This is a genomic window from Streptomyces sp. NPDC091282, assembly GCF_044757385.1.
Lineage (GTDB): Bacteria > Actinomycetota > Actinomycetes > Streptomycetales > Streptomycetaceae > Streptomyces > Streptomyces gramineus.
Map to the genome: position 1 here is coordinate 166,965 of NZ_JBIVUX010000012.1, position 26,632 is coordinate 193,596.

Genomic DNA, 26,632 nt, shown 5'->3' on the forward strand with positions numbered 1-26,632 from the left:
GGACACCGCCGGAGAACGCGGCCCGCCGACCGCTGCGGATCGTGCTGGCCGACGACGCGGTGCTGCTGCGCGAGGGCCTGGTCCGGCTGCTCACCGACGACGGCCACCAGGTGGTCGCCGCGGTCGGTGACGGCCCGGCGCTGGTGCAGGCCGTCCTCACCCACCGCCCGGACGTGTCGGTCGTCGACGTGCGCATGCCGCCGACCCACACGGACGAGGGCCTGCGCGCCGCGCTCACCGCCCGCACCCACCTGCCCGGCACCCCCGTGCTGGTGTTCAGCCAGTACGTCGAGGCGTCGTACGCCGCCGAACTCCTCGCGGACGCCTCCGGCGCGGTCGGCTACCTGCTCAAGGACCGGGTCGCCCGCGTCGAGGAGTTCCTGGACGCCCTGGACCGGGTCGCCCGCGGGGCCACTGTCCTCGACCCGCAGGTCGTCTCGCAACTGCTGGCCCGGCAGCGCCGCAGCGCCCCGCTGGAAGCACTCACCCCACGGGAGCGGCAGCTTCTCGGCCTGATGGCCGAAGGCCACTCCAACACGGCCATCGCCCGGCATCTGGCGCTCTCCAACAGCGCGGTGGAGAAGCACATCGGCAACGTCTTCACCAAACTCGGCCTGCCGCCCGACAACACCCAGCACCGCCGGGTCCTCGCCGTCCTCGCCTACCTCCGCTCCTGACCCGGCCCGTCTCCCGGCCTGGCGAAGCGTCACACACCGCCCTGATAGAAGCCCAGGAGGGCGGGCGCCGGGTCCGCCGCGGTGCCCGCGTTGGCCAGCGCGACGACCGCGGCCATCAGCGCCAGCAGCACGGACAGGACGCCGAACCATCTCATCGTGCGCCGGATCCGGACCTCGGACCGGTCCGCCGTGGCGAACCTCCGCCACGCGAGCACGCTCAGGACCGTCACGGCGACGGCGACCACGGATGCCAGGACGGCGAGCACGGCGTGGTACCAGCCGAAGTCGTCCACCATCGCCTCCAGCGCGGGCGCGTTCCTGCCGCCCGTGCCCGGATAGTGCGCGAGGCCCTGCTCGATCTGGCCGATCGCGTCCGCGAGGCGGCCGTGGGGCTCGCCGAGCGGAAGCAGCGACGTCACCGACGAGAAAGGAGCCATCGCGCCCTGGACATTGGCCATCAGCGCCGCCAGCGACACGAGGGCGAGCACGCTGACGGACACCGCGGCCACCGCCGCTCCCCCGCCTGCACGCCGGCCCGGCCTCAGGAACGACTTCCACAGCCGGACGGCCAGCGCGACGAGGACGATCAGCAGGGCGGCGGAGAGCACGCCTTTGACCACGTGGAAGCGGGACCAGTAGTCGACCAGGCGTTGCAGGTTCGCGGGCACCCGCCGGTCCCCGGACTCCCAGTAGGACACGAACGCCGGACTCAGACCGTCGACGAGACCGCCCCGCGAGGACGGGCCGCCCCGCGTCCCGATCCCGGCCAGCCTGCCCGGCGCGAGGACGAACGCGGCGCCCAGCAGCACGGCGAGGCCGACAAGGACGGCCGGTGCCCGGCCGGACGCCTCGGCCCGTCGTGACGGAACATGTTCAGTACGCATGCGGAATCCTTCACCCCGATCAGCATGGGAGCGCCCCCGAACCACGCGGTGGGCCCGCCCCCTGGTCATGCCGATCACGATGCCGGACCCCGGACCACCGATCACTGCGGTACCCCACCCGGCCTGGGTATGGCCTGCCACACCCGAGCGGCACACCGTCCTCACTTCGGCGGCAGGTTGCCCGGGATCTCGGTGCCTGGCCCACCGACTGCCCCGTTGCCGTCGTCCGTCCTTCACGGCACGATCGCGTCGACGATTCCGCCCTCGACGCGGATGGCTCCGCCGGTCGTCGCCGATGCCTGGTCCGAGCTGAGGTAGACGACCATGTTCGCGATCTCGGCGGGCTCGATGAGCCGCTGCAGCAGTGACTGCGGGCGGAACTGCCGCATGAAGGCGGCCTCGGCCTCGTGCCACGGCGCGTCCCTGCCGACGAGGTTGTACACGAACTCCTCGACGCCCTCGGTGTGGGTCGGTCCGGCGAGAACCGAGTTCACCGTCACGCGGGTTCCGGCCGCCCTCTTGGCGAACCCGCGGCCCAGCGCGAGCATGGCCGTCTTGGTGGTGCCGTAGTGCACCATCTCCGCGGGGACGGCCACGCTGGACTCGCTGGCTATGTAGAGGACCCGGCCCCAGTTCTGCTTCAGCATCCGCGGCATGTACAGCCGTGTGAGGCGGACCGCGCTGAAGACGTTCACGTCGAAGTAGTGGCGCCACTCCGCGTCGTCGATCTCCAGCACGTCCTTCGAACCGAAGATGCCGACGTTGTTGACGAGGATGTCGACGTCCGGAACCTGTTCGAAAGCCTGGAGGGCGCCCTCCTCGGTCGCGACGTCCGCGGGCACCGCGCTGACATTGCCGTGCGGCACCTTGCGCCGCAGCTCCTCGACGGCCTGCTCCACCCGGTCGGAGTCGCGGCCGTTGACCGCCACCGCGGCTCCGGCCTCGGTGAGCCCCGCGGCGATGGCGGCTCCGATGCCCTGGGTCGAGCCCGTGACCAGGGCGGTCCGTCCTGCAAGGTCGATACGCATGTCCACTCCTCCACACCCGGCTGGATCGGCGGCGGCAGTCGCATGTCGTCGCCTTCAGTTTCGGCGAGGATGCGCGGCACCGCGCGACGTCCGGAGCGGGACGGACCCGACCGGCTACGGCGACACACCGCCCGGTCACTCTTCGTGCGGCCGACTGCCGCGTGAGGTCAGGGGCCGAGATGGATGTAGGGGGCCCAGGCGAGCAGGCCCAGGTCGACCGGGGAGGCGTCCTGGGCGGCGCGTGCACGGCGGACGGCGTCATGCAGTGCGTGGGCGGGGGAACCGGCGTCGCCCTGGGCGGCGAGCCCTTCGTAGAAGTCGTGGGTGACACGGGCGGCAACCGCTTCGTAGGCCTCCCACACGGTGCCGACCACGTGCGGAAATCCGGCGAGTTGGAAGCCCGAGCCGAGATGGATCGCCTCGTCCTCGAACTGGTGGCCCGGCCAGGCCGTTTCGCACGCGGCGAGGAAGGCGAGCCGGGCTTCGGTCAGATCGAGCCGGGCTATCTCGAAGAACCGCAGCGGTCCGTCGGCAAGGTGGAGAGCGCTGTGTTCCGGTGCGGCAGGCTCGGCGCGGCCGTGGCAGGAGAAGTGCGCCAGTGCCCGGCCCGGCAGCCCGGCCAGGACCGGCTGCCTGGCGGCGTTCTCCTCCGTCAGCGCGAGCGCGTCCCGGCCCTCGTACACCGGCGCGGGCACCACAGCGGGTCCGAGTCCGCCGGCCCGCGCCGGAGCGACCAGCAGGGCGGAGCCGACGGGCCGTGTCACGCGGGGCAGGTCACGGGCCAGGGCGCGCAGGGTGGCCGAGTAGGACGACACGACCCGGTCCAGCGCGGTACGCGGACGTCCCGGCTGCCGGTGGTACCCGGCCGCGTGCACCGGCAGCAGACACAGCGGCCCCGTGGGGATCCACCAGACGCGGGGCAGGAGCGCGGTGGGGGTGTCCGCGCCCGGCGAGGCGTGCAGGTGGTCGAGGACCGGCCCCACCACAGCGTCCCAGAGCCACTCGGCGATCTCGTAGGAGACGTCCACGGCGCCGGGATCCCGCGTCCGCAGGGCTTCGAACAGCCGGTAGGCCTGCTCGGAGGCGTCGTCCGCGGACAGCTCCGGCAGCGGTATCGCCTCGACCCCGCGAGCCGTGATCACCAGGGCGTCGCAACGGTCCGGTGCCACGTTGAGGGTCACCGCCGCGCCCGTGCCCACTCCCCGGCTCACCGCGGCCAGGTCGACGTCCGGGTGCGCCTGCCGGAACAGGGGACTGGAGAGAATTCCGCGTTCGTCCCGAGCCTTCCGTCTGAGCTGGGCGGAGCCGGTACGGCCCTCCGTGTCCTTCGGGGGGACGGCGGTCTCCGCCAGGGCGCTGCTGTGGAGGGGGACCCGGTGGGCGAGTCCGTCGGAGGCCGGGTCCGCACTCGTACGGGAGTCCTCGGTGAAAGAGGACCACAGCAGGGCCCGGTAGCCTTCGGCGTCCTCGGCGGACAGCCGCTGAACGGCCGACGGCAGGTTCCAGGCGGGGGCGAGCAGGACTCCTCGGCCGCGGTCCAGGGTCTGGAGGGCGGCTTCGAGCCGGCCGCACCGCAGGTGGGCGGCGCAGGCGCGCCGGGCGATCCCGGTGAACCGCTCCAGTTGGTCCGCTCTGCTCTCCCAGCCGAGCAGGGACGGCTCGGTCAGCGGCTCGAGGAGTCTCACCGCGAGGTCGTAGAGGTCCGCGGCCTTCTCCCACCGGCCGTGGCGCGCGGCCAGTTCGCCGCCGTCCTGGGCGGCGACGGTCCGGATCAGCAGGGGGCCGGTCTTCGCGGACGCCGACGACCAGTACGCCGTCAGGGCCCGGTCCAGGGTGCCGGGGTCTCCGTCGGACAGGTGGGTCCATGCGTACAACTGGCCCTTGATGTGTTCGATGTTGGCGACCGCCGGGTGGTCGTCGGGGGTTGCCTCCCGTGCCGATCGCACCGCGTCGTAAGCGGCGGCCAGTGCCTCTTCGAGGCCGACCGGAGCCGTCACCCACGGGTTCCTGACCTGATCCACCATCAGGACCCTGAGCAGGGCCAGGTTGACCAGTGCGCCGATCGCGGAGGCCCGTTCGCCGCCGAGGGCGACGGCCTCCTCGGCGCATGCGATGGCCTCCGTAAGGATCTCGGAGCGCGACAGGTCCTCCTGGAAACGCAGTTGCAGCGCGCGAGCGAGGTTGCTGAGGAAGATGTCGGAGTCGGGAGCGCCGTCGGGCAACCGCCGTACGGCCTCACGGAGATCGTCGATACCCCGGTCCAGCGCGGCCACGCGCGCGCTCTCCTCGGGGAAGGCCGCGCCGTCGGCGTCCTCGTCGACCTCGTCCTCGTCGTCCTCGTCGGCCTCGTCGGTCTCGGCGTAGAGGTAGCGCACGGTGGCGAGGACGGCGCGCGCCATCAGGTAGAGCGGATACGAGCGGTTCGATTCGGGGGTGCGCCCGAGCGCCTCCGCCATGGTCTCCTCGGCCTCCTCCAGATCGGCGAGGTCGCCACGCGCTACATAGCGTTGGGTGAGAGCCTGGCTCAGGTGGAGGTGCGCGGCCCCTGGCTGCACGGCCGTGGCCGCGCCGGGCACGTTCTGGTCCCGCACCCCGCCGCGCGCACGGTCCACCGTGCGGTCGAGTGTGACGTCATCGGGCGCGACACCTTGCAGGACCGCCGCGGTGCGCTCGGCGTTCGCGAGCTGGGTGGTCAGGCGGGCGCGGACGGCGGGATCGTCCGGGTTCAGGGCCAAGGCGGAGCGCAGCAGTGCCACGGCGGCCGCGGCGCCCTCGGCGGAGCCGGTGTGCTCGGCCATCAGCAGCCGGATCAGGCCCAGGTTGCCCGTCAGCAGCACCCGATGCGATGCGGCCCGCGGCTGCGACTCGGCGATGCGCGCGTACCGCTCCAGCATGGACTCCGCTTCGTACAGATGTGACAGCTCACGGGATGCCCTGAACGTCAACTGCAGCGCGATCGCCAGCATGTTCACCGCCTCGAACCGCTCGTCCGCGGTCGCGCCGGTCTCCAGCGCGGACCGCAGGCAGGCGCGTGCGGCGGTCAGATCCCCGGGCACGGCTCCGTGCGCCTGGTGGCGCAGCACGTACAAGGTGCCCAGGAGCAGGTCCGCAGCGAACGGCACGCTCCCACCGCCGTCCGCGGCGATCCCGCGGGCCGTTTCGGCGGTCTCGACGGCCTCGCCGAGGTCGTCGGCCGAGCCGGTGGCCTCGAATCGCCGGCGCAGGCACTCGGCGAGGGTCAGCAGCGTCTCGACGGCCACGCCGCCGGTCTCGCGCCACCGGCGGCCGAGTGCGACGGCACGGGTCAGGTCGGTGATGTCGACGGGGTGATCCGCGAACCGGTCGAGCAGGCCGCCCATGACCAGCCGTACCCGGTCGGCGGCGTCCTCGTCGGTCATCGCGCCGAGGTCGAGCAGGACACGGGCGTAGGCGGTCTCCTGGTCCAGGAACCCCGGATGTCCGGCGTCCACGGAGATGCGCAGGAGATGCCGGGCCGTCTCCCGCGCCCCGGTGACGTCCCGGCTCTTCCAGATGTTCACCGGCACCGAGGCCCTGACGCGGTGGTAGAAGTTGAGTGCCATCAACACGTCGACGCCGGGCTCCCGTTGGCCCGACAGCTCGGCGGCGGCCTGTACCACCGGTCGCTCGAACACCGCGGAGGTGTCGCCGTGCCGCAGCGCGCGACGGACACCGCGGGTCACGATGTCGATAGCCGAAATACTCTCGCTCACGGTCACTTCCCACCGCACCCCGTCATTCGGCAGGTATCCCCAACAGCCGCCGGAATGCGGCCAATTTGACGATTACCCGCCGCCGCCGGACGCCATGTATCAGGGTGAGGACACGACGAGCGGACGGAGTCCGAGTGAGCGTGACGGACAGCCAGCGCGACGCGGCACGGGAGTACCTGACGCAGATCGCCGGGCAGAGCCCTGAGCGGCATCTCCCGGGCGATCGCTCCGAGCGGTTGGGCGGCTGCCTGAGCGCCTTGCGGGCGGCACTGGCCGCCGACGACGGAGAGGAGTTCGGCCGCGCCCTGCAGGGGGTGGCGCTTCTCGCGCCGACGTTGCGTCCCGACGGCCGGCTGCCCCCGCCGGCGGACGAGACACCTACCGGTCAGGACCTGCCGAGCGTGGCCACCGACATCCTGCGGACGCTCGCCGAACCCCCGCCGGACGAACCACCCGCCTCATGACCCGGCCGCCGATCGACCGTGCGGCGCTGGTGACGCACCTGTTCCTCACCGCCGAAGCCGTCACCGCGTCCGGTCCCGCCCGCGAGCTTCTGGAACGCCGTTGGGAAGCGGGCCGCACACTCGGGCTCACACAGCCGGTTCCGGTCTGGAGCGACACCCTGCCGGACCTCTCCCCGGACGGACTCCCCGCCGTCCCCACCCTCCTGGCGGCGCGTCAGGACTCCGCGGCGGGCGCCTACCGCATGCTGCTCGTCACTGGATACCACGACATGGTGGCCGTCTCCGCACTGCTCGCCCCGAACGACTCCGGAACCGGATGGGACGACCTGCTGACGGCCTGGCACTCCGCGGCCGGGGACCCGCCGCATGAATCCTCCGGGCTGCTGGGCGGCGCGGAGCTGCTGCTCGGCAACCTCTCGGCCACCGCGTTGAGCAGAGCCGCCTCGGGCGCCCTGCGCGACCTGGCCCTTCCACTGCCGCCTGTCGCGGGTGGTCTCACGCACCACTGGACCGATCCGGCACCGTACGTCGCGGGTGCCCGAGGAGGTGTCCGGCTCTGGGAACTGCCCGCCGGACCCGGCGCGGGACCGAGGCACCGGCGACTGCTGGCCCTGGCGGCGCACGCCGACGACGCGGAGCTGAGCCACTGGGCCTGGCAGGGCGACGTACCGGGCGCGGCACCGGCCACCCGGTACCTGCTGCACGCCGCACGCGCCCGTCACCAGCGCGATCTGCTGCGCGGACAGCTGTCCCGCCTGAACGCGCTGTCGAACGGATCGGCGGAACGCCGGCGCGCCGTCTCCGCGCTGTTGTCGCCGCGGCGGCAGCTCGGCGCGGACTCGGCGGCGCGGCTGCCGCGTCTGGACGAGGCCCTTGCCTCGCTCGGAGCCTCTCAGGGGGCGATGACGGAGGCCGCCTTCCGTCTCAGACAACTGGACGTGGGGCTGGAGGCGTGCGAGGAGAACCTGACGAGGGACGCGACCCACGTCGGGGCGCTCCTGGATCAGGAACTGCGCGAACTGCGCTGGGCCCAGGCCCAGTCGCGCACATTGAGCAGGTCGTACGGCATCGCCGGCGAACAGCTCGCCGAGACGGCGCGCCAGGGCGAAGCCGCGGCGGACCGTCTGCACCAGGCACGGCGTGATCGCCTCACGCTGATGCAGACGTCCGTGCTCGGCGCCCTCCTGATGGCGCTGACGGCGGTCCAGAGCCTCGGGTACGCCCTTCGCCTGCCGGGTCCGGTGCAGCCGGCGCTCATCACCTTCCTCGCCTGCTTCGCCCTGGTCCTGCCCGCCCTGGCACTTCCCCGCTCGGAAGCGGCCCTGCTGGGTTCGTTCGGCGGACGGGCCGACGCCGTGGCGTTCGCCGCCGCCGGAGCCAGCACCGGGTGGCTGATCTCCGCCACGGCGCCGGCGGTCACCCACCATGCCCCGCGGACCGCGCTGACCTGGCTCGTGGTCGCTCTCGGACTCGCCGTGGGAGTGGGCGTACGGCGCCTCGTCCTGCGGCGCTCCCGTGGCTGAAATCCGCTGCCGGAAGGTCGGGGCGGTGCGTAGTTTGCCCCGCTGTCGACAAGGGCACACCACAGGCACCGAAATATAGGACGGTACGACATCGGGGGATTCATGGCTGGAGAACGGGGCACACTGGGGCAGGTCGTGAGAGGTCTCAGCCTTGCCACACTGATCGCGGTCTATCTGGGTGGCATGGCGGTGACCTATCGGCAACTGAGGGTCGAAACACCTCTGGCGAACGTCGTGTCGGCTCCGGATTGGGCTCACGCCGTACTCGTGATGGGGCTGATGGTGGGCGGGGGTCTGGGCGTCGCCGCGGCCATCGTGGACCGTCGGAGCACGGCGGCTTCGTGGGTCCTCATCGCGATCGGCACCGCCGCGGCGGTGGCCTGGTGCCTGTGGGCGACACGCGACGACGCGACGGTGCAGATGCTCTTCGCCGCGGCGCCTCCGCTGATCGCCTTCGCGGTGGTGGCCGAACTCATGCGCCAACTGCACGTGCACTTCAACTGACGTCCCGGGAGGCCGAACGACGTCCACCCAAGGCCCTCCGATCCGAAAGGGCCCCGTGCACCGATCCGCGACCGGCGCACGCCAGGTCCGGGGGCCTTGGGTGGCCCACTCCCACCGAACTCACTCGGCCCGGCCTGCGGCCCGCTCTGCATCCGCCGCCGGCCCAGCGATCCCTGGACGACCGGCTACGAGTCCGACCGCAGCCCCCAGGGCGCTGTGCAGGATCAGACCGCCCGGGGCATCGGAACCCGACCGCCGACGCGTCAACTCGACCAACTCGAAGCGGAGTTCCGCCGCCGGCTCGCCCCCCACGGTCCTCGCTGCGAAACGACCTGTCAGCCCGTCCGCAGCGAACTCTCCCCCGGCGGCCGGTGCTCCGTGTCCTGGCGGCCGTGCTCCGCGCGCGCGGTCTCCAGCAGCAGTCGCCAGGAGGTCACGGTCGGCCGGCGTCGCAGGAGTGCGCGCCGTTCCCGCTCGGTCGCGCCGCCCCAGATGCCGTACTCGATACGGCGGTCGAGGGCGAACGCCAGGCACTCGGTGCGTACGGGGCAGCCGTTGCACACGGCCTTCGCCGCGTTCTGTGCCGCTCCCTCGACGAACAGTTCGTCCGGATCAGCCGTCCGGCAGGCCGCCCGCGCAGCCCACTCCTCATGGTCCCCGACCACCTCGATGCCGTCCTCTCCCCGTCACGGCCCGCCGCGCTCCCCATGGCAGACCCAGTGCCGTGAACGCTACGGCAGACCGACGGCACACGGCACGTCCCGGCCCGGCAGCAACCCCTACGAGGGAACGCGGACTTGACGACAGCCCTACCGGTTCTGGTATCCGAACGCACAGCCGGACGAGGCGTCGGGAGCGGGCGTTCGTCCGGAGTCGAGGCGGCGCCGGGGGGTGAGGCCGTCATCCGGGAAGGATCAGGGGCGCGGAGCTCCGGATGACGGCCTCCTTGTCACATCGTTCCCGACATCGTGCCCAGTTCGCCTCGGACGCGGGCCGCGGCGCCGACCGGGACGGCGTCGGAGGACAGCGCGGCGCGTACCAGCCGTACGGGGTGACCGCTGACCGGCGGGTCCGCGGCGAGGGCGGACTGGATGAACGGTTCCAGCAGGGGCCAGGCCCCGGCGACGCCACCGCCGACGACGACCGTCGTGATGTCGGCGACGCCGGCCGTGATCACGATCGCGCGGGCGATGCCCTCGCCCGCGGCGCGGTAGACGGCGCGGGCGTCCTCGTCACCGTCCGCCGCGGCCTCGGCGACCTCGCGGGCGGTGCGTTCCTGGCCGGTGCGGTCGGCGTACCGCGCGGCGATGGAGCGGCCGGAGGCCAGCGTCTCCAGGTGGCCCCGGCCGCCGCAGGAGCAGGGCAGGTCGCCGAAGCCGGGGATGTGCCCGATCTCGCCGGCCGCGCCGTGCGGGCCCGCGTACAGAGCGCCGTTGGTCCACAGGGCGCCGCCGACGCCGGTGCCCAGGGTCATGCCGAGCACGTCGGTCTCGTCGCGGACCGCGCCGCCGTTCACCTCTCCGTAGAGGAAGGCGTTGACGTCGTTGTCCAGGTAGGCGGGGACGCCGAGGGCGTCCTCGACGGCGGCGGTGACGGCGAAGCCGGCCCAGCCGTGGAAGGAGTCGCTGGCGACCAGGATGCGGCCGCCTGCGGAGTCCACCACCCCGGCGGCGCCGATCCCGGCACCGACCAGGTGGCCCGGGGTGCGGGCCAGCAGCGGGGCGAGGGCGTCGAGCGCGGCGCCGACCATGGCCGCGCCGCCCTCCCGGGCCGGGGTGGCCGTCTCCGCCCGGTCGAGGACCGTCAGGTCGTCCGAGCAGACCACCACCTGGGTGGTGGTGCCGCCGATGTCGATACCGGCGAACAGCGGCCGGAGGGAGGTGTGCATCGCGTGGTCCTGCGGGGTGTGGGGGGAGAGAAGGGGTCGGGTCACGCCTGGGCCTCCGTACGGCCGGCCGCGAGGGCGGCCAGGCGCTCGGCTCTGCGGCCCCGCTGCACGACCGGGTCGGGCACCGGCACGGCGGCCAGCAGCCGGCGGGTGTAGTCGGTCTCGGGATGGAGCAGGGTCGTCCCGGTGGAGCCCTGTTCCTCGATCCGGCCGGCGCGCATCACGACGACGTGCTGGGCGAAGTGCTGTACGACGGCGAGGTCGTGGGAGACGAAGAGGCAGGCGAAGCCGAGGTCGCCCTGGAGTTCGGTGATCACTTCCAGGACCGCTTCCTGCACGCTCACGTCGAGCGCGCTGGTGGGTTCGTCCGCGACCAGCAGCCGGGGTTCGAGCACCAGGGCGCGGGCCAGGCTGACCCGCTGGCGCTGTCCGCCGGAGAGTTCGCGGGGTGCGCGGCGGGCGACCTCGCGGGGCAGCCGCACCTGGTCGAGGACGTCGGCGATCCTGGCCTGGCGGTCCTTGGCGGTGAGGTCGCGGCGGTGGATCCGCAGCGGTTCGGCGATGCACTCGGCGATGGTCATGCGGGCGTCGAGGGAGGCCACCGGGTCCTGGAGGACGACACCGATGCCGGCCCGCAGCGCACGGCGGGCCCGGGCCCGGGTGCGGCCGAGGTCGGCGCCGAACAGGGAGACGGTGCCGGAGGTGGGCGGGATCAGGCCGAGCGCGACCCGGGCGGCGGTCGACTTGCCGGACCCGGACTCGCCGACCAGTCCGAGGGTCTGTCCCGGGCCGACCCGGAAGGAGACTCCGTCGAGGGCGTGCACGGCGGTCCTGCCGCGGCCGAACACCACGCTGATGTCCCGCAGTTCGACGACGGGTTCGCCGGACTCGGCGGATGCGCCCGCGGGTTCGGTCTCCGTACCGCGCGCGACGACCGGCCCGGTCTTCGCCGTGCGGTCTCCGTCGGGGGCCGGCTCGGCGACCGACAGGCGCGGTACGGCGGCCAGCAGCCGCCGGGTGTAGTCGTGGGTGGGCCGCAGCAGGACGTCCTCGACCGCCCCGGTCTCCACGATCTCGCCCTGGTACATGACGGCGACGCGGTCCGCGAAGTCCGCGACTACGCCCATGTTGTGGGTGACGAGGAGCACGCCGGTGCCGGTCTCGGCGGCGAGCCTGCGCAGCAGGTCGAGGATCTCGGCCTGCACGGTGACGTCGAGGGCGGTGGTGGGCTCGTCGGCGATGAGCAGGCGGGGCTCGTTGGCAATGGCCATGGCGATGACGACGCGCTGGCGCTGTCCGCCGGAGAGCTGGAACGGGTAGGCGCGGGCGCGCCGCTCCGGCTCGGGGATGCCGACCCGGCGCAGCAGGTCGACGGCCTCGGCGGCCGCGTCCTTGGCGCTGACCTCGCGGTGGTTGCGGATCACTTCGGCGATCTGCTTGCCGATGCGGGTGAGCGGGTCGAGCGCGGTGGCCGGCTCCTGGAACACCATGGAGACGGTCTTGCCGCGCAGTGCCGCGAGGCCGTTCTCCGAGGTGCCGACGACCTGGGTGCCGGCGATGACGGCGCTGCCGGTGGCGCGGGCGTTCCCGGTGAGCAGGCCCATCGCGGCGAGCGCGATGGTCGACTTGCCGGAGCCGGACTCGCCGACGAGGGCGAGCGTCTCGCCGGGCCGGACCTGGAGGGACACGCCCTTGACCGCGGGCACGTCGCCGGTCTCGGTGGTGAAGACGACGCCGAGGCCGTCGAGTTCGAGGATCGGTTCGGCCGCCGTGGTGCGGGCGGCGGAGCCGTCGGTGGTGGCGTTCATCCGCGTCCCCTCACATCGAATGCGTCGCGGAGTCCGTCCCCGATCGCGTTGAACGCCCACACCACCAGGATGATGGCCAGGCCGGGCGGCAGGATCAGCCACCAGTAGCCGGAGTAGGCGGCGGTGAGGCCTGCGGAGAGCATGCCGCCCCAGTCGGTCTGCGGCGGTCGTACGCCCATGCCCAGGTAGGAGACGTAGGCGACCAGCAGGATGGCGTCGGCGACCTGGAAGGTGGCGGCGACGATGACGGTGGAGACCGAGTTCGGCAGGATGTGCCGCAGGATCGCGCGGGCGTGCGTGCCGCCGATGGCGCGCAGGGTCAGCACGTAGTCCCGGTTCTTCAGCGTCAGGGTCTCGGCGCGGACCAGCCGGGAGGGCACCAGCCAGGACACCAGGCCGAGGATGAGGACGAGTCCGGCGAGGCCAGGTGTGGTGATGGCGGAGACCACCAGCAGGATGAACAGGGCGGGGATCGCGATGCCGGCGTCGACGATGCGCATCATCAGGGCGTCGATCCAGCCGCCCGCGTAACCGGCGGCGGCGCCCCACAGCGTGCCGATGCAGGTGGCGAGGACGCCCGCGGCGAGGCCGACGATCAGCGAGACCTTGCCGCCGTACATGAGCCGGCCCAGCTCGTCGTGGCCGACGGCGTCGGTGCCGAGCCAGTGGGCGCCGCTGGGCGCGAGGTTGACCTGTTCGAGCAGGGTGTGGGTCTGGTCGGTGGAGTACACCAGCGGACCGACGAAGCAGAACAGGAAGAAGAGGACCACGACGGCGAGGCCGACGACGGCCAGTCTGTTGCGCAGGAAGCGGCGGACGGCCAGGCGGGTGCCGGTGGCCTCGCGCGGCTCGGCGGCCTTCGTCGGGACCGCGTCCGGCTGGATGACGGCGCTCATGCCCGGCCTGCCTTCACTCGGGGGTCGATGATCCGCTGGACGATGTCGGCGAGCAGCGTGCCGGTCACGGTCGCGACGGCGATCACCAGGACGCAGCCGAGCAGGACCGGATAGTCGGAGGACTGTGCCGCCGTCCAGAACAGCAGCCCCATCCCGGGGTAGTTGAACAGCTGCTCGACGACGAGCGCGCCGCCGAAGAGGACGGGGATGTAGTAGCCGAGCATGGCCACCACGGGGGTCAGCGAGTTGCGGAACACATGCCGCGCGAGGATGGCGCGGGAGCGGGAGCCGCCCGCCCTGGCCGTGCGGACGTAGTCCTCGGAGAGGTTCTCCAGGGTGGCCGCGCGCATGTACCTGCTGAACACGGCGATCATGGAGGCCGCGCCGGCGAACACCGGCAGCACCAGGCCCTGCGGGTCGGAGAACACCTGCCCCACGGTCTCCCCCTGCGGTGCCTGCGAGGGGAACCACGCCAGTTCCTGGCTGAAGACCAGCACCAGGATCAGTCCGAGGAAGTACACGGGCGTGGAGTAGGCGATGAAGCTGAGCGTGGTGATGACGTAGTCCGTGGCCTTGTTGCGGCGCACGGCCTGCCACATGCCCAGCGGGATCGCGAGGACGAGGCCGACGACGGCCGACAGCAGGGTGAGGACCAGGGTCTTCGGCAGCCGTTCGCCGATGAGCTGGGAGACCGGCTCGTTGAGGGTGTAGGAGGTGCCGAGATCACCGTGCAGAAGCTGGCCGAGGTAGTGGAAGTACTGCACGGGCAGGGACTTGTCGAGGCCCTGTTCGTGGTTGAAGCTCGCGATCTGCTGCGCGGTGGCCTGGGGGCCGAGGATCCCGCGGGCGGGGCCTCCGGGGAGCGCGTGCAGCAGGCCGAAGACGACGATCGTCACGATGACGATCACCGCGACGGCCTGGAGGACGCGTCTGATCAGGTACGAGGGAGTGCTCATGTGTTTTCCGGTCGCTTCGTCTCCGTGACGCGCGCGGGCGTCACCTGGACAGGGGCGTCACCACGACGTGGACGTCGGTGCGGCGCGGGTGCGCGAGGGGTGCGCGCGGGCCTCGGGCGGCCGGCCGTGGGGCCGGCCGCCGTCGGCCCGCGCGGGCACCGACCGGGCCTACTTGGTCCACTTCCACATGGCGGGGTGGAAGTTGGCGAGGGAGTCCTGGGCGAAGCCGCCGAGGCCGTTGCGGACCACGGAGATCTGGTAGTCGGGCTCCGGCAGCCAGATCACGGGGAGGTCCTTGGCGAGTGCGGCGCTGTAGTTCTGCACCGCCTCGTCCGAGGAGGAGGTGGTGGTCTCGGTGATCAGCTTGTCGACGGCGGGGTTGGAGTAGCTGCCGAAGTTGGAGCCGCCGCCGGTGGCGAAGAGCGAGTCACCGCTCGGGTAGGCGGGGAAGTACCAGCTGCCCGCGGTGCCGAAGAAGGACAGCTGCCAGGAGCAGTTGGCGTCGCCGGACTTGCACTGACCGGCCTGCGAGAGCACGGAGTTGACCGGAGCGGTCTTGATGCCGAACTTGATGCCGGTCTTCGCGAACGACGACTGGAGGGCGCTCATCATGTTGTCGGTCACGGTCGAGCCGGACTGGGACAGCACCTGCATCTCGAACTTGGTGCCCTTGTCGACGCCCGCGCCGCACTGGTTGGCGCCGGTGCCGGGCTCGTTGCACACCATGGTGCCGCCCTGCTCGGTCCAGCCGTGGTCGGTGAGCAGCTTCTTGGCCTTGGCGGTGTCGAACGGGTACGGGTTGTTCTTCTGGTCGGCCGAGACGAAGGACGACTCCTGGCCCTGCGGGATCGGCCCGTAGGTGGAGACGGCGCTGCCGTTGAAGACCACCTTGGAGAGGGTGGTCTGGTCCACCGACATCTGGATGGCCTGACGGGCGTACAGCTGCTTGAACACCGGTCCCATGGACGGGTTGTTGAAGTTGTACGGCATGTAGGTGATGGCCCAGCCGCTCCACGGCTTCACCGAGTAGCCCTTGGCCTTGAAGGACGCCTCCTGGCCGAGGTCGGAGGCGTTGATGTAGCCGTAGTCGACGGTGCCGGCGCGGAGGGCGTTCTCCTCGGCCTCGGTGGTGGTGAACGGCAGCAGGTTGACGTTCTTGATGTTGGCCTTGCCGCCGCCGTCGTACTTGGCGTTGGCGGTGAGTTCGACCCGGCCTGCGGTGGAGAACGACTTGATGGTGTACGGGCCGCTGACCGTCTTCCACAGCGGGTCGCTCGCGTAGCCGGATATCTTCTTGGCGGCGTTGTTGAGGTACGTCCAGACCTGCTTGGCGCCGGCGGCGGTGCGGTCCAGGTCGGAGACGGCGCCCGAGTCGCTGGTCTTGTCCCAGGCGTGCTGCGGGATCGTGCGGATCATGCTCAGCTCGTTGGCGAGCATCCACTGCTGGTTGTAGGCCTTGTCGAAGGTGATCGTGAAGTGCGTGTCGTCGACCGTCTTGAAGGACGTCCAGTTGTCCGGCGCCTTGCCCGGGCTGTAGCTGGCCCAGTCGGCCTTGTTCGCCTTGACGAGGTTGAACCAGAACTCGACGTCGCGGGAGGTGATCGGCTTGCCGTCGCTCCAGTGGCGCTGCCCGAGGGTGATCGTCACGCTCTTGCTGTCCGCGGCGAACTTGGCTTCGGAGGCCAGCGAGTTGTCCTTGTTCCAGCCGACCTTGCCGGTGGAGCCGTCGTACGCGATCAGCGGCTCCCAGACGGCCTGGGAGATGGAGGCGTTGTTGGTGTTGAGGTGCGCGGCGGTGCCGATCGGGAGGATCCAGTTCGGCGTGAAGTTCGCCGGAAGCGCGTAGTTGATCGTGTCCGACGACGCCGGGCCGGACGCCGAGGTACCGCCGCCGGAGCAACCGGTGACCAGCGCGCCGGTGATGACGGCGGCACCCGCGACGAGGGCCCAGCGGCGGCCGGCGGCCGTGGGAGCAAGGAACATGGCTCTCCTCAGAGTGAAAGGACCCGCAAACGTCATGGGAGGACCCAAACCGGCGCCGCGGGGTCGGCGCTGCGTATGGCGACAGTCAACGACGGACGCGCCGAACAAACAAACAAGAACGAATAACAAATAAGTTACTGCGATATCGAAAAAAGCCAGAACCGCCCACCGCGAGAGCACTTGGCGACGCCTTTGTGCCGATTTGCACCGGATTGGCAGTGCGTCAGTGTTCGCGGATCTCGCCACGGAACCGTTCCCCACGTGCCGGAACGGGCGTACTGTCTCCGGCACACCCATCACTGCGGAAGTTACTTCGTACATGACTGAAATAAGTGCACGGGACCGCAAGAGCACCAAGGGCGTGAACCCGAAGGGCGCCGCCCTCGCCACGCGTGTCCTCGAACTCGTCGCGTCGGGGCAGGCGTCGTCCCGCGCCGAACTCGCCCAGCTCCTCGGCACGGCGCCTTCCACCATCTCCCTGACGGTGGCCGAGCTGGTCGAGCGCGGGCTCATCGCCGAGGAGGGCACGCAGTCCTCGACCGGGGGCCGTCCCCGCAGGGTGCTCAGGGCCGGCAGCACCGACGAGTACGCCGTGGCCGCGGACCTCGGCGGCCGGCACGCCCGGATCGGTGTGGTGCTGCCGGGCAACGGAGTCCGCGACGTGGCCAACGTGCCCTTCGAGGTGGCCGACGGCCCCGAGGCGGCGCTGCCGAGACTCGCCGAGCACCTGGAGGCCCTCGCGCAGCAGCGCGGACGCGACCGGCTCCGGGGCGTCGGGCTCTCGCTGCCGGGACCGGTGGACGTGGCCGCCGGTGCCGTCGTCCTGCCGTCCCGGATGCCCGGCTGGAACCGCTTCCCGGTGGCCGCCTGGCTGGAGGAGCGCTTCGGTGTCCCGGCCGTCGTGGACAACGACGCCAACTGCATGGCCGTCGGCGAGCAGAGCGTCCGGCCCGCCGAGCACCGCCGCACGATCACGGTCAAGATCGGTACGGCGATCGGCGCCGGCGTCATCATCGACGGGAACCTCTACCGGGGCGCGACCGGAGCGGCCGGCGACATCACCCACATCCGTATCGAGAGCGGCGCGGACATCCCCTGCTCCTGCGGCAACACCGGCTGCCTGGAGACCGTGGCGTCCGGCGCCGCGCTCGTCCGGATCCTGCACGAACGCGGGGTGGACGTCGCCAGCACCGAGGACGTGGTCCAGCTCGCCACCGACGCCGACCCGGAGGCCACCCGCGCCGTCCGCCGGGCCGGCGACCACCTCGGCCGGGTGCTCGCCGCCAACGTGAACTTCTTCAACCCGGACGCCGTCTACCTCGGCGGCATCCTCTCCACCCTGGAGCCGTTCGTCGCCGCGGTCCGCAGCCAGCTCTACGAGAGCTGCCACCCGCTGGCCACCGAGCACCTGACCATCGAGCGGGCCATCCTCGGCGCCGACGCGGGCCTCGTCGGCGCCGGACTCTTCGCCCTCCAGCGCGCCCTGGCCCGCGCGCTGGGCGACACCGCGGGCGACGGCACGGACCGGTTCCACACCGTCGCGGCCCCGAGGAAGGGCTGACCTCCCGCACAGACCGCCACGTCACACGGACGTGCGCCCCGCAGCACCACCCACTCCGCACCACCCCGCACGAGGAGCCATGACGCACACCCGCACCGCCGTCGCCCGCCCCGTCATCGCCATAGCCGGCCTCGGCATCGAGTCCTCCACCTTCTCCCCCGCCCGCACCGAGGCGCCCGCCTTCCATCCTTCGCGCGGCACCGAGGTGCTCGACCGCTACCCCTTCCTCGCCCCCGGCGAGGAGCTGCGCGAGGCCGCCGACTGGCACGGCGCACTCGTCGGCAAGTCACTGCCGGGCGGCACCGTCACCGCGGCGGCCTGGGCCGCGCTCACCGACGAACTGATCGAACGCCTCGCCGCGCTGCCCCGGCTCGACGGCCTCTGGTACGACATCCACGGCGCCATGACCGTGGAGGGGGTCGACGACGCGGAGGCCGTGCTGCTGGAGCGCATCCGCGCCACCGTCGGCCCGGACGTGATCGTCTCCACCTCGATGGACCTGCACGGCAACGTCTCGCGCGAACTCGCCCACCGCAGCGACCTGATCACCTGCTACCGGATGGCCCCGCACGAGGACCACATGGAGACCAAGGAGCGTGCCGTACGCAACCTGGTCGACCTCCTGGTCTCCGGCGCTCCCCGGCCGGTCAAGGCCTGGGTGCCGGTCCCCGTGCTGCTGGCCGGCGAGCAGACCTCCACCCGGATCGAGCCCGCCAGGAGCGTGTACGCGGCGGTCGACGAGGTCGAGGCCACCGCGGGTGTGACGGACGCGGCGATCTGGGTGGGCTACGCGTGGGCGGACGAGCCCCGCAACCGCGCGGTGGTGGTCGTCACCGGCGAGGACACGGCCGCGGTCGCGGCCGGTGCCGAACGCCTCGCCCGCGGCTTCTGGGACGCCCGCGACGCCTTCGACTTCGTCGCCCCGACCGGTACGTACGACGAACTCCTCGACGAGGCCCTCGCCTCCGACCGGCGGCCGTACTTCATCAGCGACACCGGCGACAACCCGACCGCGGGCGGCGCCGGTGACGTCACCTGGGGGCTGACCCGGCTGCTGGAGCGGCCCGAGTTCCAGAAGGAGGACGGGCCGACCGTCATCTACGCCTCGGTCCCCGGGCCCGCCGCGATCGAGACCGCCGTGGCGGCCGGCATCGGCGCCACGGTCACCGTCACCGCGGGCGCGGAGGTCGACGACCGGCACGCGGGACCCGTGACCCTGACCGGCGTGGTGCACGCGATACGGCACGGCGACCGGGACGCCGAGACCGAGGTCGTCGTCCGCGTCGGCAGCGTGCACGCGATCCTCACCCGGCTGCGCAAGCCGTACCACCACGAGCACGACTTCACCGACCTCGGTCTCGACCCGCGCTCCGCCGACATCGTCATCGTGAAGATCGGCTACCTGGAGCCCGAGCTGTTCGACATGTCGGTCGGCTGGAAGATGGCCCTGACCCCCGGCGGTGTCGACCAGGACCTGGTGCGCCTCGGCCACCGCCGCATCCGGCGCCCGATGTTCCCCTTCGACCGCGACATGGCCACGCCGGACCTCACCGCCCGGATCATCCCGGCCTCCGACCGGCCGCTCACCGGGGACGACGAGTGAGCGGGCCCGCCGTGCCCGCACTGGAGATCGCCGTCACCTCGCCGGCCGGCGCCCGTGTCGCCCGGGACCACGGGGCGGACCGCGTCGAGCTGTGCACCGGCCTGGAACTGGGCGGTCTGACGCCGTCGGCCGCCCTGGTCGAGGCGGTCGCCGCCGTGGGCCTCCCGGTCCAGGTCCTGGTCCGCTGTCGTCCCGGCGACTTCGTGCACGACGCCGAGGAGATCGCCCTGATGGCCGCCGAGGTGCGGTCCGTGATCGCCTCCGGGGCCTCCGGTGTGGTCGTGGGCGCGCTGTCCGCCGACGGCGGTCTCGACACGGATGCCGTCATGCGCCTCGCCGCGGCGGCCCGGGACGCGGACCGGCCCGTGGAGGTGACGCTGCACCGCGCGATCGACCTGTCCGCCGATCCCGTCGCCACCGCGGCGCTGCTGCCCGCCCTCGGCCTCACCCGCGTGCTCACCTCGGGCGGCGCCCCGGCCGCGGGCCAGGGGCTGGAACGCCTCGCCGCGATGGTCGAGGCCGCGCCCGGGGTGCAGGTGATGGCGGGCGGCGGAGTACGGCCCGCCGACATCCCGGCGCTGACGGCCGCCGGGGTGGCGGCCGTGCACCTGTCGGCGAAGCGCCGCGCGGAGCCCCGGCGCGGGGCCGCGTGGGTCCCGCTCGGCGTGGCCGGCGCCTCGGCGGACGAGGACACGCATTTCGTCACCGACCCGGCGGTGGTCGCCGAGGCGAGCCGGATGCTGGCGACCCGGACGGCGGTCCGGCGGTCCGGGTGAATCCTGGTCAGTCGAGCCCGCGGTGGGCGGCCCACAACGCTCCGGCACGAGTGGCGGCCTCGGCGATCAGGGCCGCCAGTTCGGGCCGGTCCGGGACGGGGAACGAGACGTAGGCGCCCCGGCCGCCGGCGACCGGACGGCCGTAGGCCTTCGCGGCGAGCCGGCCGTCGGGGAGGAGGCGCACGTTGAGCGTGGTCAGCGTGAACTCCTCACCGCGGCGGGTGTCCGCCCAGCGGAGTCCCTCCGGGATCGTGACGTTGATCGCCAGGGCACTCACCTGCAGGTCGCCGCTCATGGCCCGATGATCCCACGCAAGGACGTGGCGACGTCCGCGCGGGGCGGCACGGGGCCGCGCGCGGCCTCGCGGCGTCTGCGTCATCGAGTGGCGGTATGGGGCTATCGTCCTTGTACGTCATCTTTTCGTCTCGGTGAGCCAGGTGTGACGCCTGAACGGGCCGGTGTTCAGGAAGGGCGGTGAAGGTCGTGGTGTGGGCTGCCGCCTCGGGCTCCGCGCGGGACTGGGCGGACCTGGCCGGGCTGCTGCGGCGCCTGGCCGAGGACACGTCGGCGTCCAGCGTCCTGGTGTTCCTCCTTCCGCCCGGCGAACGGGTCCTTCGCCTGTCGATGCTGTACGGGACGTCCTGGACCGTCATCTCGCCGTGGGCGCGGATCCATGTGGAGGAGGCGGTCCCGGCGGCCGAGGCGACCCGGGAACGGCGCCTGGTCTGGGTCGGCGACCCCGAGACGATGGCCCTGCACTATCCACGGCTCGCGCTCATGGTGCCCGAGCACACGGTGGCGTCGGCGCCCATGATCGCCGAAGAGACCGTGCGGGGCACGGTCTGCGTGCTGTGGCCGCCCTCGCACCCCGCAGACCTCAGCCCTCGGGAGACGACGGCGATCGAGGTCTTCTGCCAGGAGTCGGGCCGGCTGCTGGAGGGCGCCGTCCGCAGTGGCCGGCCGCTGGTGCCGGCGGAGCGTCCGCTCACCGTGGACCCCGACCGAGCCCGCGCTCCGGTCCCGGCGGACGCGCTCGCGGCCCACGACTTCGCCGCCCGACTGCCGGGAGCCCTGTCCCTGGACCTGGACGGAAGGATCACCTTCGCCGGCGGCCCGGCGGCAGAACTGCTCGGGGTGCCGACCACGGAACTGACGGCCGGACGGCCCTGGGAACGCGTGCCGTGGCTCGCCGGCAGTGCCTTCGAGGAGCGGTTCCGCGCCGCGGTCATCGGGCGGCGGCCCGTCCGTTTCACGGCCGAGCGGACCTCTGGCACACGCGTGTGCTTCGAGCTCTTTCCCGGCGCGAGCGGGGTCAGCGTTCACATGAACCCGCTCCCCCACCCTCCGCCGGCCGTCGAGGCCCGCCCCGTCTCCCCCGTGGAGGACACCGAGGTCAGGCCCTACCACCAGCTGATGCATCTCGCGGCGGCGCTCACCGAGACCGTGCGGGTCAAGGACGTGGCGCAGACCCTCGCCAATCAGCTGCTGCCCGCCTTCGGTGCCGCGGGCCTGATCCTGATGGCGGCTTCCGAGGGACGGCTGCAGGTGGTCGGCCAACGCGGTTACACCACGGCGTTCCTGTCCATCTTCGACGGCCACTCCCTGGGCTCCGACAACCCGCCCGCGAAGGCGCTCACCGGTCACACCCCGCTGTTCTTCAGCAGCTTCGCCGAGTTCAAGCGGACCTACCGGGACGCCGTGCAGTACGGCAGCCGGAACGCCTGGGCGTTCCTGCCGCTGGTCATCCGCGGCCGGCCGGTGGGAATCCTCGTCCTGTCCTTCGACCACACCCGGGACTTCCCCGCCGCGGAGCGTCATCTCATGGTCTCCATGGCCGGGTTGGTCGCGCAGGCCCTGGACCGGGCCTGCCTGCACGAGGCCAAGGACAACCTCGCCCGCACCCTGCAGACCGGTCTGCTGCCCCAACGGCTGCCCGCGGTCCCAGGGTTGACCGCCGCCGCCCGCTACCTGCCCGCGCGCCACGGCATGGACGTCGGAGGCGACTTCTACGACCTGATCCGCTGCGGAACCACCAGTGCGACCGCGGTCATCGGTGACGTCCAGGGCCACAACGTGCGGGCCGCGGCCGTGATGGGCCAACTGCGCACCGCCGTGCACACGCACGCCGTCGCGGGCATGGGTCCTGACGACCTCCTGGCCCGCACCAACCAGGTCATGTGCGACTTCGACCCGGGCCTGTTCGCCAGCTGCCTCTGCGTCCAGTTCGATCTCGCCCGGCGCCGCGTCCTGCTCGCCACGGCGGGCCATCTCCCGCCTCTGCTGCGCCGCCCGGACGGCCGGACCGAAGCCCTCGCGTTCCCACCGGGACCGCTGCTCGGCATCGTGCCCGAAGCCGAGTATCCGTGCGTGGAGCTGCCGTTGGCGGCGGACACCACGCTGGCCCTGTACACCGACGGTCTCGTCGAGGTGCCCGGCACCGACATCGACGACGCCGTCGCGGACCTCGCGGGCCGTTTCGCGCGCGCCCCTGACGACGACCTGGAATCCCTCACGGACCGGCTCCTCGGGGACGCGTCGTGCGAGGCGCGCGTCGACGACATCGCCGTACTGCTCGTCCACTTCACCGGCTGAGGCCGAAGGCAGCCCGCGGCACCGCCGCGTCCGGTCAGGACGTCCACTGCCGCTCTTCGCGAAGCGGGACCGCCGGGTCGATCAGGCCCGCCTCGCGCAGGTCGCTCCAGAGCGCGGGCGGCAGTGGTGTGCGGGCCAGGGCGACGTTCTCCGTGATCTCCGCGGGGGTCGCCGCTCCGACCAGGATCGTGGTGACGGCGGGGTGGGTGAGGGGGAAGTGGAGGGCCGCGGCCCGCAGCGGCACCTGGTGGGCGGCGCAGATCTCCTTGAGCCGCAGAGCACGCCGGAGCACGTCCGGCGGGGCCGGCCGGTAGTCGTAGGGGGCGCCGGGACGGGGGTCGGCGAGCAGGCCGGAGTTGAAGACACCGGCCGCGATCACCCCGATGCCGCGTTCGGCGCACAGGGGCAGGAGCGTGTGGTGCGCGCCCTGTTCCAGGAGGGTGTAGCGGCCGGCGATCAGGACGCGGTCGAGGTCGGTGCGCCGGACGAGGTCGGCCAGGGCGCGGTCGCTGTTCATGCCGGCCCCGACGGCTCCGACGACCCCTTCGTCGCGCAGCCGTACCAGGGCGGGAACGGTCTCGGCGACGGCCTGGTCGAGGTGGTCGTCGGGATCGTGGACGTGGACGATGTCGAACCGGTCCACGCCGAGGCGGCACATGCTGTCCTCCAGACTGTGCAGCACCCCGTCCGCACTGAAGTCGGGTTGGGGGTCGCGGCCTTGCGCGACGCTCCAGCCCACCTTGGTCGCGAGCTGGGGGGCGGCGGTGCCGGCGGCGGCGAGGGCCTGGCCCACGCGCCGTTCGGACAGGCCGTTGCCGTACTTGGGCGCGGTGTCCAGAAGGCGGCAGCCCCGCGCGAGGGCGGTGTGCACGGTGGCGACCGCGATGTCCGGGTCGACGGCCCCGTACAGGTCGCCGATGGGGGCGCAGCCCAGTCCGAGGGGGAGCGGCCCGCTGCCGGTCGTGGCGGTGGTCATCGTGGCTGGGCGGCGCGCCACTGCTCGTACTCCTCCCGGCTGTCGGGGGTGAGCGGGTAGTAGTCGGACAGGCGGGCGCCGTCGTCGATGCGCTGCCTGCTGAACTCCTCCCACTCCTCGTGGTCCCGGGCGCTGTCGACGATGAGCGGCGACGTGGCGCGGGGGACGACGACGGCGCCGTCGTCGTCGGCGACCAGCAGGTCGCCGGGCAGGCACAGGACACCGCCGGCGGCGACGGGCACGTCGTAGGCCCAGGGGAAGAGTTCGGACTGGGAGGCGTAGTGCGGGGTGGTGCCGGTGCACCAGATGGGGACGCCGAGGCGGCGGACGCGGGGCGCGTCGCGGATGCGGCCGTCGACGACGATGCCGGCGCCGCCCTTGCGCTGGAAGTAGCGTACGAGCATGTCGCCGAAGCAGCCGGTGAACGGGCTGCCGTAGGCCTGGACGACGAGGACGTCGCCGGGTTCGATCGCTTCGAGCACGGCCCACAGCGCGGTGCTGCGCTCCACGTACTCCTGGCCCAGCCCGCTGGCCACGTCCTCGCGTTGGGGCATGAACTGCAGGGTGCGCACCCGGCCGGTCGCCTTCTGGCCGCGTTCCAGTGCGGCCGGCCCCTGGAGGTGGGTGCGTCTGATGCCCAGTTCGTGGAGCTTGGCGCAGGCGGTCGCGGCGCTGACCTGGCCGAGTGCGGCGACCGCGGCGCCGTCGGCCGGTGGCGGTGTCTCGCCGCGCACGGGCAGGGGCCACACGGCCGGCGCCTCCTGCGGGCCGGGGGTGTCGGGGTGCTGCGGGACGGTGGGGGTGTGCGTGTCGGTCAACGGGTGCTCCTGGAGTGGGTGGGGGTGCTCTGGTGGCGCGGGCGCGAGGCGTTCAGGCGCATGTCCAGTCGCAGGCGGATCTCGTGGCCGGGCGGCAGGGTGACGTGCAGGGCGTTGCCGTCCACCGCGGCGGACAGGGGTGCCAGGTCGGGTGTGGGCAGACCGTAGGCGTGTGCGTCGGGCGCCTCGGGGGCGGGCGTGATCTGCCAGTGGGCGGTGGTGATGAGGTGCTCGCCGAACGCTCCGCCCCGCACGCGGAGGGTACGGGTGCGGGTGAGGCTGAGGTTGACGAGGCGGACGGTGGTCGTGGTGGCGTCCAGTTCCTCCACGAGGGCGGCCACGTCGGGCGGCAGGCCGGGGCGTCCACGGTCGAGGTCGTCGTAGCGGACGCGGGCCAGTTGCAGGCCGCCGTTGTAGAGGGTCTGCGGCGCGCCCGTGGTGAGCTGGGTGAGCACCTCGGTGACCACGGGGTTCAGCCGCTGCCACCAGTGCAGGTCGATCTCGTCGGGTCCGGCGTCGTCGGCGGCGATGAGGGCCATGCGGTGCCGGACCTGGGCGAGGGCCATCTGCAGGGCCTGTTCCGGGTAGGCCGGGTCGGCGCCGGCGAGGTAGGAGAGCCAGGGAGGTTCGTGTCCGGCTTCCTCCTTGTTGCGGAAGGCGTGTACGGCCGACCAGTCGTAGCCGGCCTCGCGGGCGAGGGCGTCGAGGCGCTCCCGGTCCTGGTCCTGCTGTCCGTACCACCACAGCCAGGTCCAGTACGCGGTCTGGGGCGGTTGCGGGTCGAACCATCCGTGCACACCGACGCGGGTGGGCACCAGGGTGACGGGGCGGGTGGCGTCCTCGCCCAGCAGGGGTTCCCAGGCGCCGCGTTGGGCGGCCGGCAGGTCGGCGAGGAGGCCGGTGCGGCGCTGCTTCCACACCTGGTCCAGCGGACGGCGGGCCAGGTCGAGGCGGTCGGCGTCACCCGCGACGAGGCATGCGCTGACGGCTCCGACCAGGGCCGCGGCGCCGAGGGTGTGGACGCCGTGCGGCCAGGTCCAGCCGTAGTGGCCGCCGAACCAGCGTCCGTCGTGGTACTCGCCCACCTCGCCGGAGAGGCCGACGTTGTCCGGCAGGACGCCGTGGCGTTCGGCGCGCTCACGCCAGGCGTCCACGTAGTCGAGGACCCATGCCGACAGGCGCGGATCGTGGTCGTAGAGCCAGGCGTTGGTGACCAGCGCGGTGGCCGCGAGGTTGACCGCGGTGTCGCCGCGGCCCAGGCGGTCGCGCATGTGACGGCCCATGCGGGCGGCCAGCTCCGGGTCGGCCAGGTCGTTCCAGGAGGAGATGCCGGGGACGTCCTCCAGGGGCAGGCCGTAGGGGCGCATGCCGGGCTGGTCCTCGGCGAAACCGTCGTCCCACTGCGGTCCGAGGCCGGGACGCGGACCGTCGGAACCGTTGTGCGGGGAGCGGACGATCCGCCTGGCGGGGTCGTAGTTGCCCGTGGGGCTGCCGGGCAGGTATTGGTGGGCGAAGCGCAGGGCGCGGTCCCGGAAGCGCGGGTCGTCGGGGTCCGCGGCGCAGATGCCGTAGAACATCAGCAGTGCCTCGCCCTGGTGGAACCAGTCGTAGCCGCGCTCGAACTCGTCGTTGGACAGGCCGAGTTCGGTGAGCTGTGCGGTGACGCCCTCCCAGTGCTGTTTGACGGCCGGCAGCAGGTCGTCGGCGCCGCCGAGCAGGTACAGGGCGGGCCAGTTGAAGAATGCCTCGTAGAAGTCGTCGGCGCCGTCGCGGTCTTCGATACGGCCCGTGTACCGCAGGCGGCCGTCGGCGGGGTCGGTGTAGCGGTCGCGGAAGGTCCGCCAGGCGGTGTCGAGGTCGTCGAACAGCCGCCGTTGCAGGACCGCCCATACGGGAGGCGCGGCGCTGCGGACGGTGGCGGTGATCCGCTGGGGCGCGGGGTCGCCGTGGTGGTCGGGGGTCAT

General features: G+C 72.5%; 21 protein-coding genes. 8 read left to right on the forward strand and 13 right to left on the reverse strand.

Annotation, left to right across the window (positions count from 1 at the left end):
* Positions 1 to 32: 32 nt before the first annotated feature.
* Positions 33 to 677, forward strand: coding sequence for a response regulator (locus ACIQOE_RS38475; RefSeq protein ID WP_401416709.1), 645 nt, complete (start codon positions 33 to 35; stop codon positions 675 to 677).
* 29 nt (positions 678 to 706) lie between these two features.
* Here ACIQOE_RS38475 and ACIQOE_RS38480 read toward each other — a convergent pair whose 3' ends face one another.
* The 3 genes from ACIQOE_RS38480 to ACIQOE_RS38490 all read right to left on the reverse strand — a co-directional run bounded on the left by ACIQOE_RS38480 (position 707) and on the right by ACIQOE_RS38490 (position 6,320).
* Positions 707 to 1,561 (reverse strand): hypothetical protein, encoded by an 855-nt coding sequence (locus tag ACIQOE_RS38480; protein WP_401416678.1) that lies wholly within the window; start codon positions 1,559 to 1,561, stop codon positions 707 to 709.
* Positions 1,562 to 1,794: 233 nt separating this feature from the next.
* Complete coding sequence (locus ACIQOE_RS38485) at positions 1,795 to 2,589, reverse strand: SDR family oxidoreductase (RefSeq protein WP_365563895.1); 795 nt, start codon at positions 2,587 to 2,589, stop codon at positions 1,795 to 1,797.
* A 167-nt stretch (positions 2,590 to 2,756) separates the two neighbouring features.
* Positions 2,757 to 6,320 carry a CHAT domain-containing protein gene (locus tag ACIQOE_RS38490; RefSeq protein ID WP_401416680.1) on the reverse strand — a complete coding sequence of 1,188 codons (3,564 nt, stop codon included), beginning with the start codon at positions 6,318 to 6,320 and terminating at the stop codon, positions 2,757 to 2,759.
* 134 nt (positions 6,321 to 6,454) lie between these two features.
* Between ACIQOE_RS38490 and ACIQOE_RS38495 the strand changes: the two genes are divergently transcribed.
* From ACIQOE_RS38495 to ACIQOE_RS38505, 3 genes are all read left to right on the forward strand, one after another.
* Positions 6,455 to 6,784, forward strand: coding sequence for a hypothetical protein (locus tag ACIQOE_RS38495; protein ID WP_401416682.1), 330 nt, complete (start codon positions 6,455 to 6,457; stop codon positions 6,782 to 6,784).
* On the forward strand, positions 6,781 to 8,307 hold the full coding sequence (locus ACIQOE_RS38500) for a CATRA conflict system CASPASE/TPR repeat-associated protein (protein ID WP_401416683.1): 1,527 nt from the start codon (positions 6,781 to 6,783) through the stop codon (positions 8,305 to 8,307). Before ACIQOE_RS38495 ends, ACIQOE_RS38500 begins: the two co-directional genes overlap by 4 nt.
* A 135-nt stretch (positions 8,308 to 8,442) precedes the next feature.
* A complete protein-coding gene (locus ACIQOE_RS38505) occupies positions 8,443 to 8,811 on the forward strand; it encodes a hypothetical protein (protein WP_399010396.1) in 369 nt (122 codons plus the stop codon).
* Positions 8,812 to 9,146: 335 nt separating this feature from the next.
* Here ACIQOE_RS38505 and ACIQOE_RS38510 read toward each other — a convergent pair whose 3' ends face one another.
* The 6 genes from ACIQOE_RS38510 to ACIQOE_RS38535 form a co-directional block, all read right to left on the reverse strand.
* On the reverse strand, positions 9,147 to 9,476 hold the full coding sequence (locus ACIQOE_RS38510; RefSeq protein ID WP_365563887.1) for a WhiB family transcriptional regulator: 330 nt from the start codon (positions 9,474 to 9,476) through the stop codon (positions 9,147 to 9,149).
* Positions 9,477 to 9,760: 284 nt separating this feature from the next.
* A complete protein-coding gene (locus ACIQOE_RS38515) occupies positions 9,761 to 10,699 on the reverse strand; it encodes an ROK family protein (protein WP_399010913.1) in 939 nt (312 codons plus the stop codon).
* 41 nt (positions 10,700 to 10,740) lie between these two features.
* The gene (locus ACIQOE_RS38520; protein WP_401416685.1) at positions 10,741 to 12,507 is read right to left on the reverse strand and encodes a dipeptide ABC transporter ATP-binding protein; all 1,767 of its coding nucleotides are present in this window, start codon (positions 12,505 to 12,507) and stop codon (positions 10,741 to 10,743) included.
* A complete protein-coding gene (locus ACIQOE_RS38525) occupies positions 12,504 to 13,403 on the reverse strand; it encodes an ABC transporter permease (RefSeq protein ID WP_351324936.1) in 900 nt (299 codons plus the stop codon). The genes ACIQOE_RS38520 and ACIQOE_RS38525 overlap by 4 nt, the downstream gene beginning before the upstream one ends.
* Complete coding sequence (locus tag ACIQOE_RS38530; protein ID WP_351324938.1) at positions 13,400 to 14,359, reverse strand: ABC transporter permease; 960 nt, start codon at positions 14,357 to 14,359, stop codon at positions 13,400 to 13,402. Before ACIQOE_RS38530 ends, ACIQOE_RS38525 begins: the two co-directional genes overlap by 4 nt.
* A 168-nt stretch (positions 14,360 to 14,527) precedes the next feature.
* Positions 14,528 to 16,342 (reverse strand): peptide ABC transporter substrate-binding protein, encoded by a 1,815-nt coding sequence (locus ACIQOE_RS38535; RefSeq protein ID WP_365563881.1) that lies wholly within the window; start codon positions 16,340 to 16,342, stop codon positions 14,528 to 14,530.
* Between the two features lie 319 nt (positions 16,343 to 16,661).
* Between ACIQOE_RS38535 and ACIQOE_RS38540 the strand changes: the two genes are divergently transcribed.
* The 3 genes from ACIQOE_RS38540 to ACIQOE_RS38550 all read left to right on the forward strand — a co-directional run bounded on the left by ACIQOE_RS38540 (position 16,662) and on the right by ACIQOE_RS38550 (position 20,282).
* Positions 16,662 to 17,903, forward strand: coding sequence for an ROK family transcriptional regulator (locus ACIQOE_RS38540; protein ID WP_351324941.1), 1,242 nt, complete (start codon positions 16,662 to 16,664; stop codon positions 17,901 to 17,903).
* A 79-nt stretch (positions 17,904 to 17,982) separates the two neighbouring features.
* Positions 17,983 to 19,506, forward strand: a complete 1,524-nt coding sequence (locus tag ACIQOE_RS38545) for a M81 family metallopeptidase (protein WP_365575562.1) — start codon at positions 17,983 to 17,985, stop codon at positions 19,504 to 19,506.
* A complete protein-coding gene (locus tag ACIQOE_RS38550; protein WP_365563873.1) occupies positions 19,503 to 20,282 on the forward strand; it encodes a copper homeostasis protein CutC in 780 nt (259 codons plus the stop codon). Before ACIQOE_RS38545 ends, ACIQOE_RS38550 begins: the two co-directional genes overlap by 4 nt.
* A gap of 7 nt (positions 20,283 to 20,289) precedes the next feature.
* Here the strand turns inward: ACIQOE_RS38550 and ACIQOE_RS38555 are convergent, their stop codons facing one another.
* Positions 20,290 to 20,577, reverse strand: coding sequence for a hypothetical protein (locus ACIQOE_RS38555; protein WP_365563871.1), 288 nt, complete (start codon positions 20,575 to 20,577; stop codon positions 20,290 to 20,292).
* Positions 20,578 to 20,756: 179 nt separating this feature from the next.
* Between ACIQOE_RS38555 and ACIQOE_RS38560 the strand changes: the two genes are divergently transcribed.
* Positions 20,757 to 22,874, forward strand: a complete 2,118-nt coding sequence (locus tag ACIQOE_RS38560; RefSeq protein WP_401416688.1) for a SpoIIE family protein phosphatase — start codon at positions 20,757 to 20,759, stop codon at positions 22,872 to 22,874.
* Between the two features lie 34 nt (positions 22,875 to 22,908).
* Here the strand turns inward: ACIQOE_RS38560 and ACIQOE_RS38565 are convergent, their stop codons facing one another.
* From ACIQOE_RS38565 to ACIQOE_RS38575, 3 genes are read right to left on the reverse strand one after another with little or no spacing between them, the layout of a single operon-like run.
* Positions 22,909 to 23,850, reverse strand: coding sequence for an aldo/keto reductase (locus ACIQOE_RS38565; RefSeq protein WP_401416711.1), 942 nt, complete (start codon positions 23,848 to 23,850; stop codon positions 22,909 to 22,911).
* A complete protein-coding gene (locus ACIQOE_RS38570) occupies positions 23,847 to 24,668 on the reverse strand; it encodes a ribonuclease activity regulator RraA (RefSeq protein WP_365563867.1) in 822 nt (273 codons plus the stop codon). The genes ACIQOE_RS38565 and ACIQOE_RS38570 overlap by 4 nt, the downstream gene beginning before the upstream one ends.
* Positions 24,665 to 26,632, reverse strand: a complete 1,968-nt coding sequence (locus ACIQOE_RS38575; protein ID WP_401416689.1) for a hypothetical protein — start codon at positions 26,630 to 26,632, stop codon at positions 24,665 to 24,667. The genes ACIQOE_RS38570 and ACIQOE_RS38575 overlap by 4 nt, the downstream gene beginning before the upstream one ends.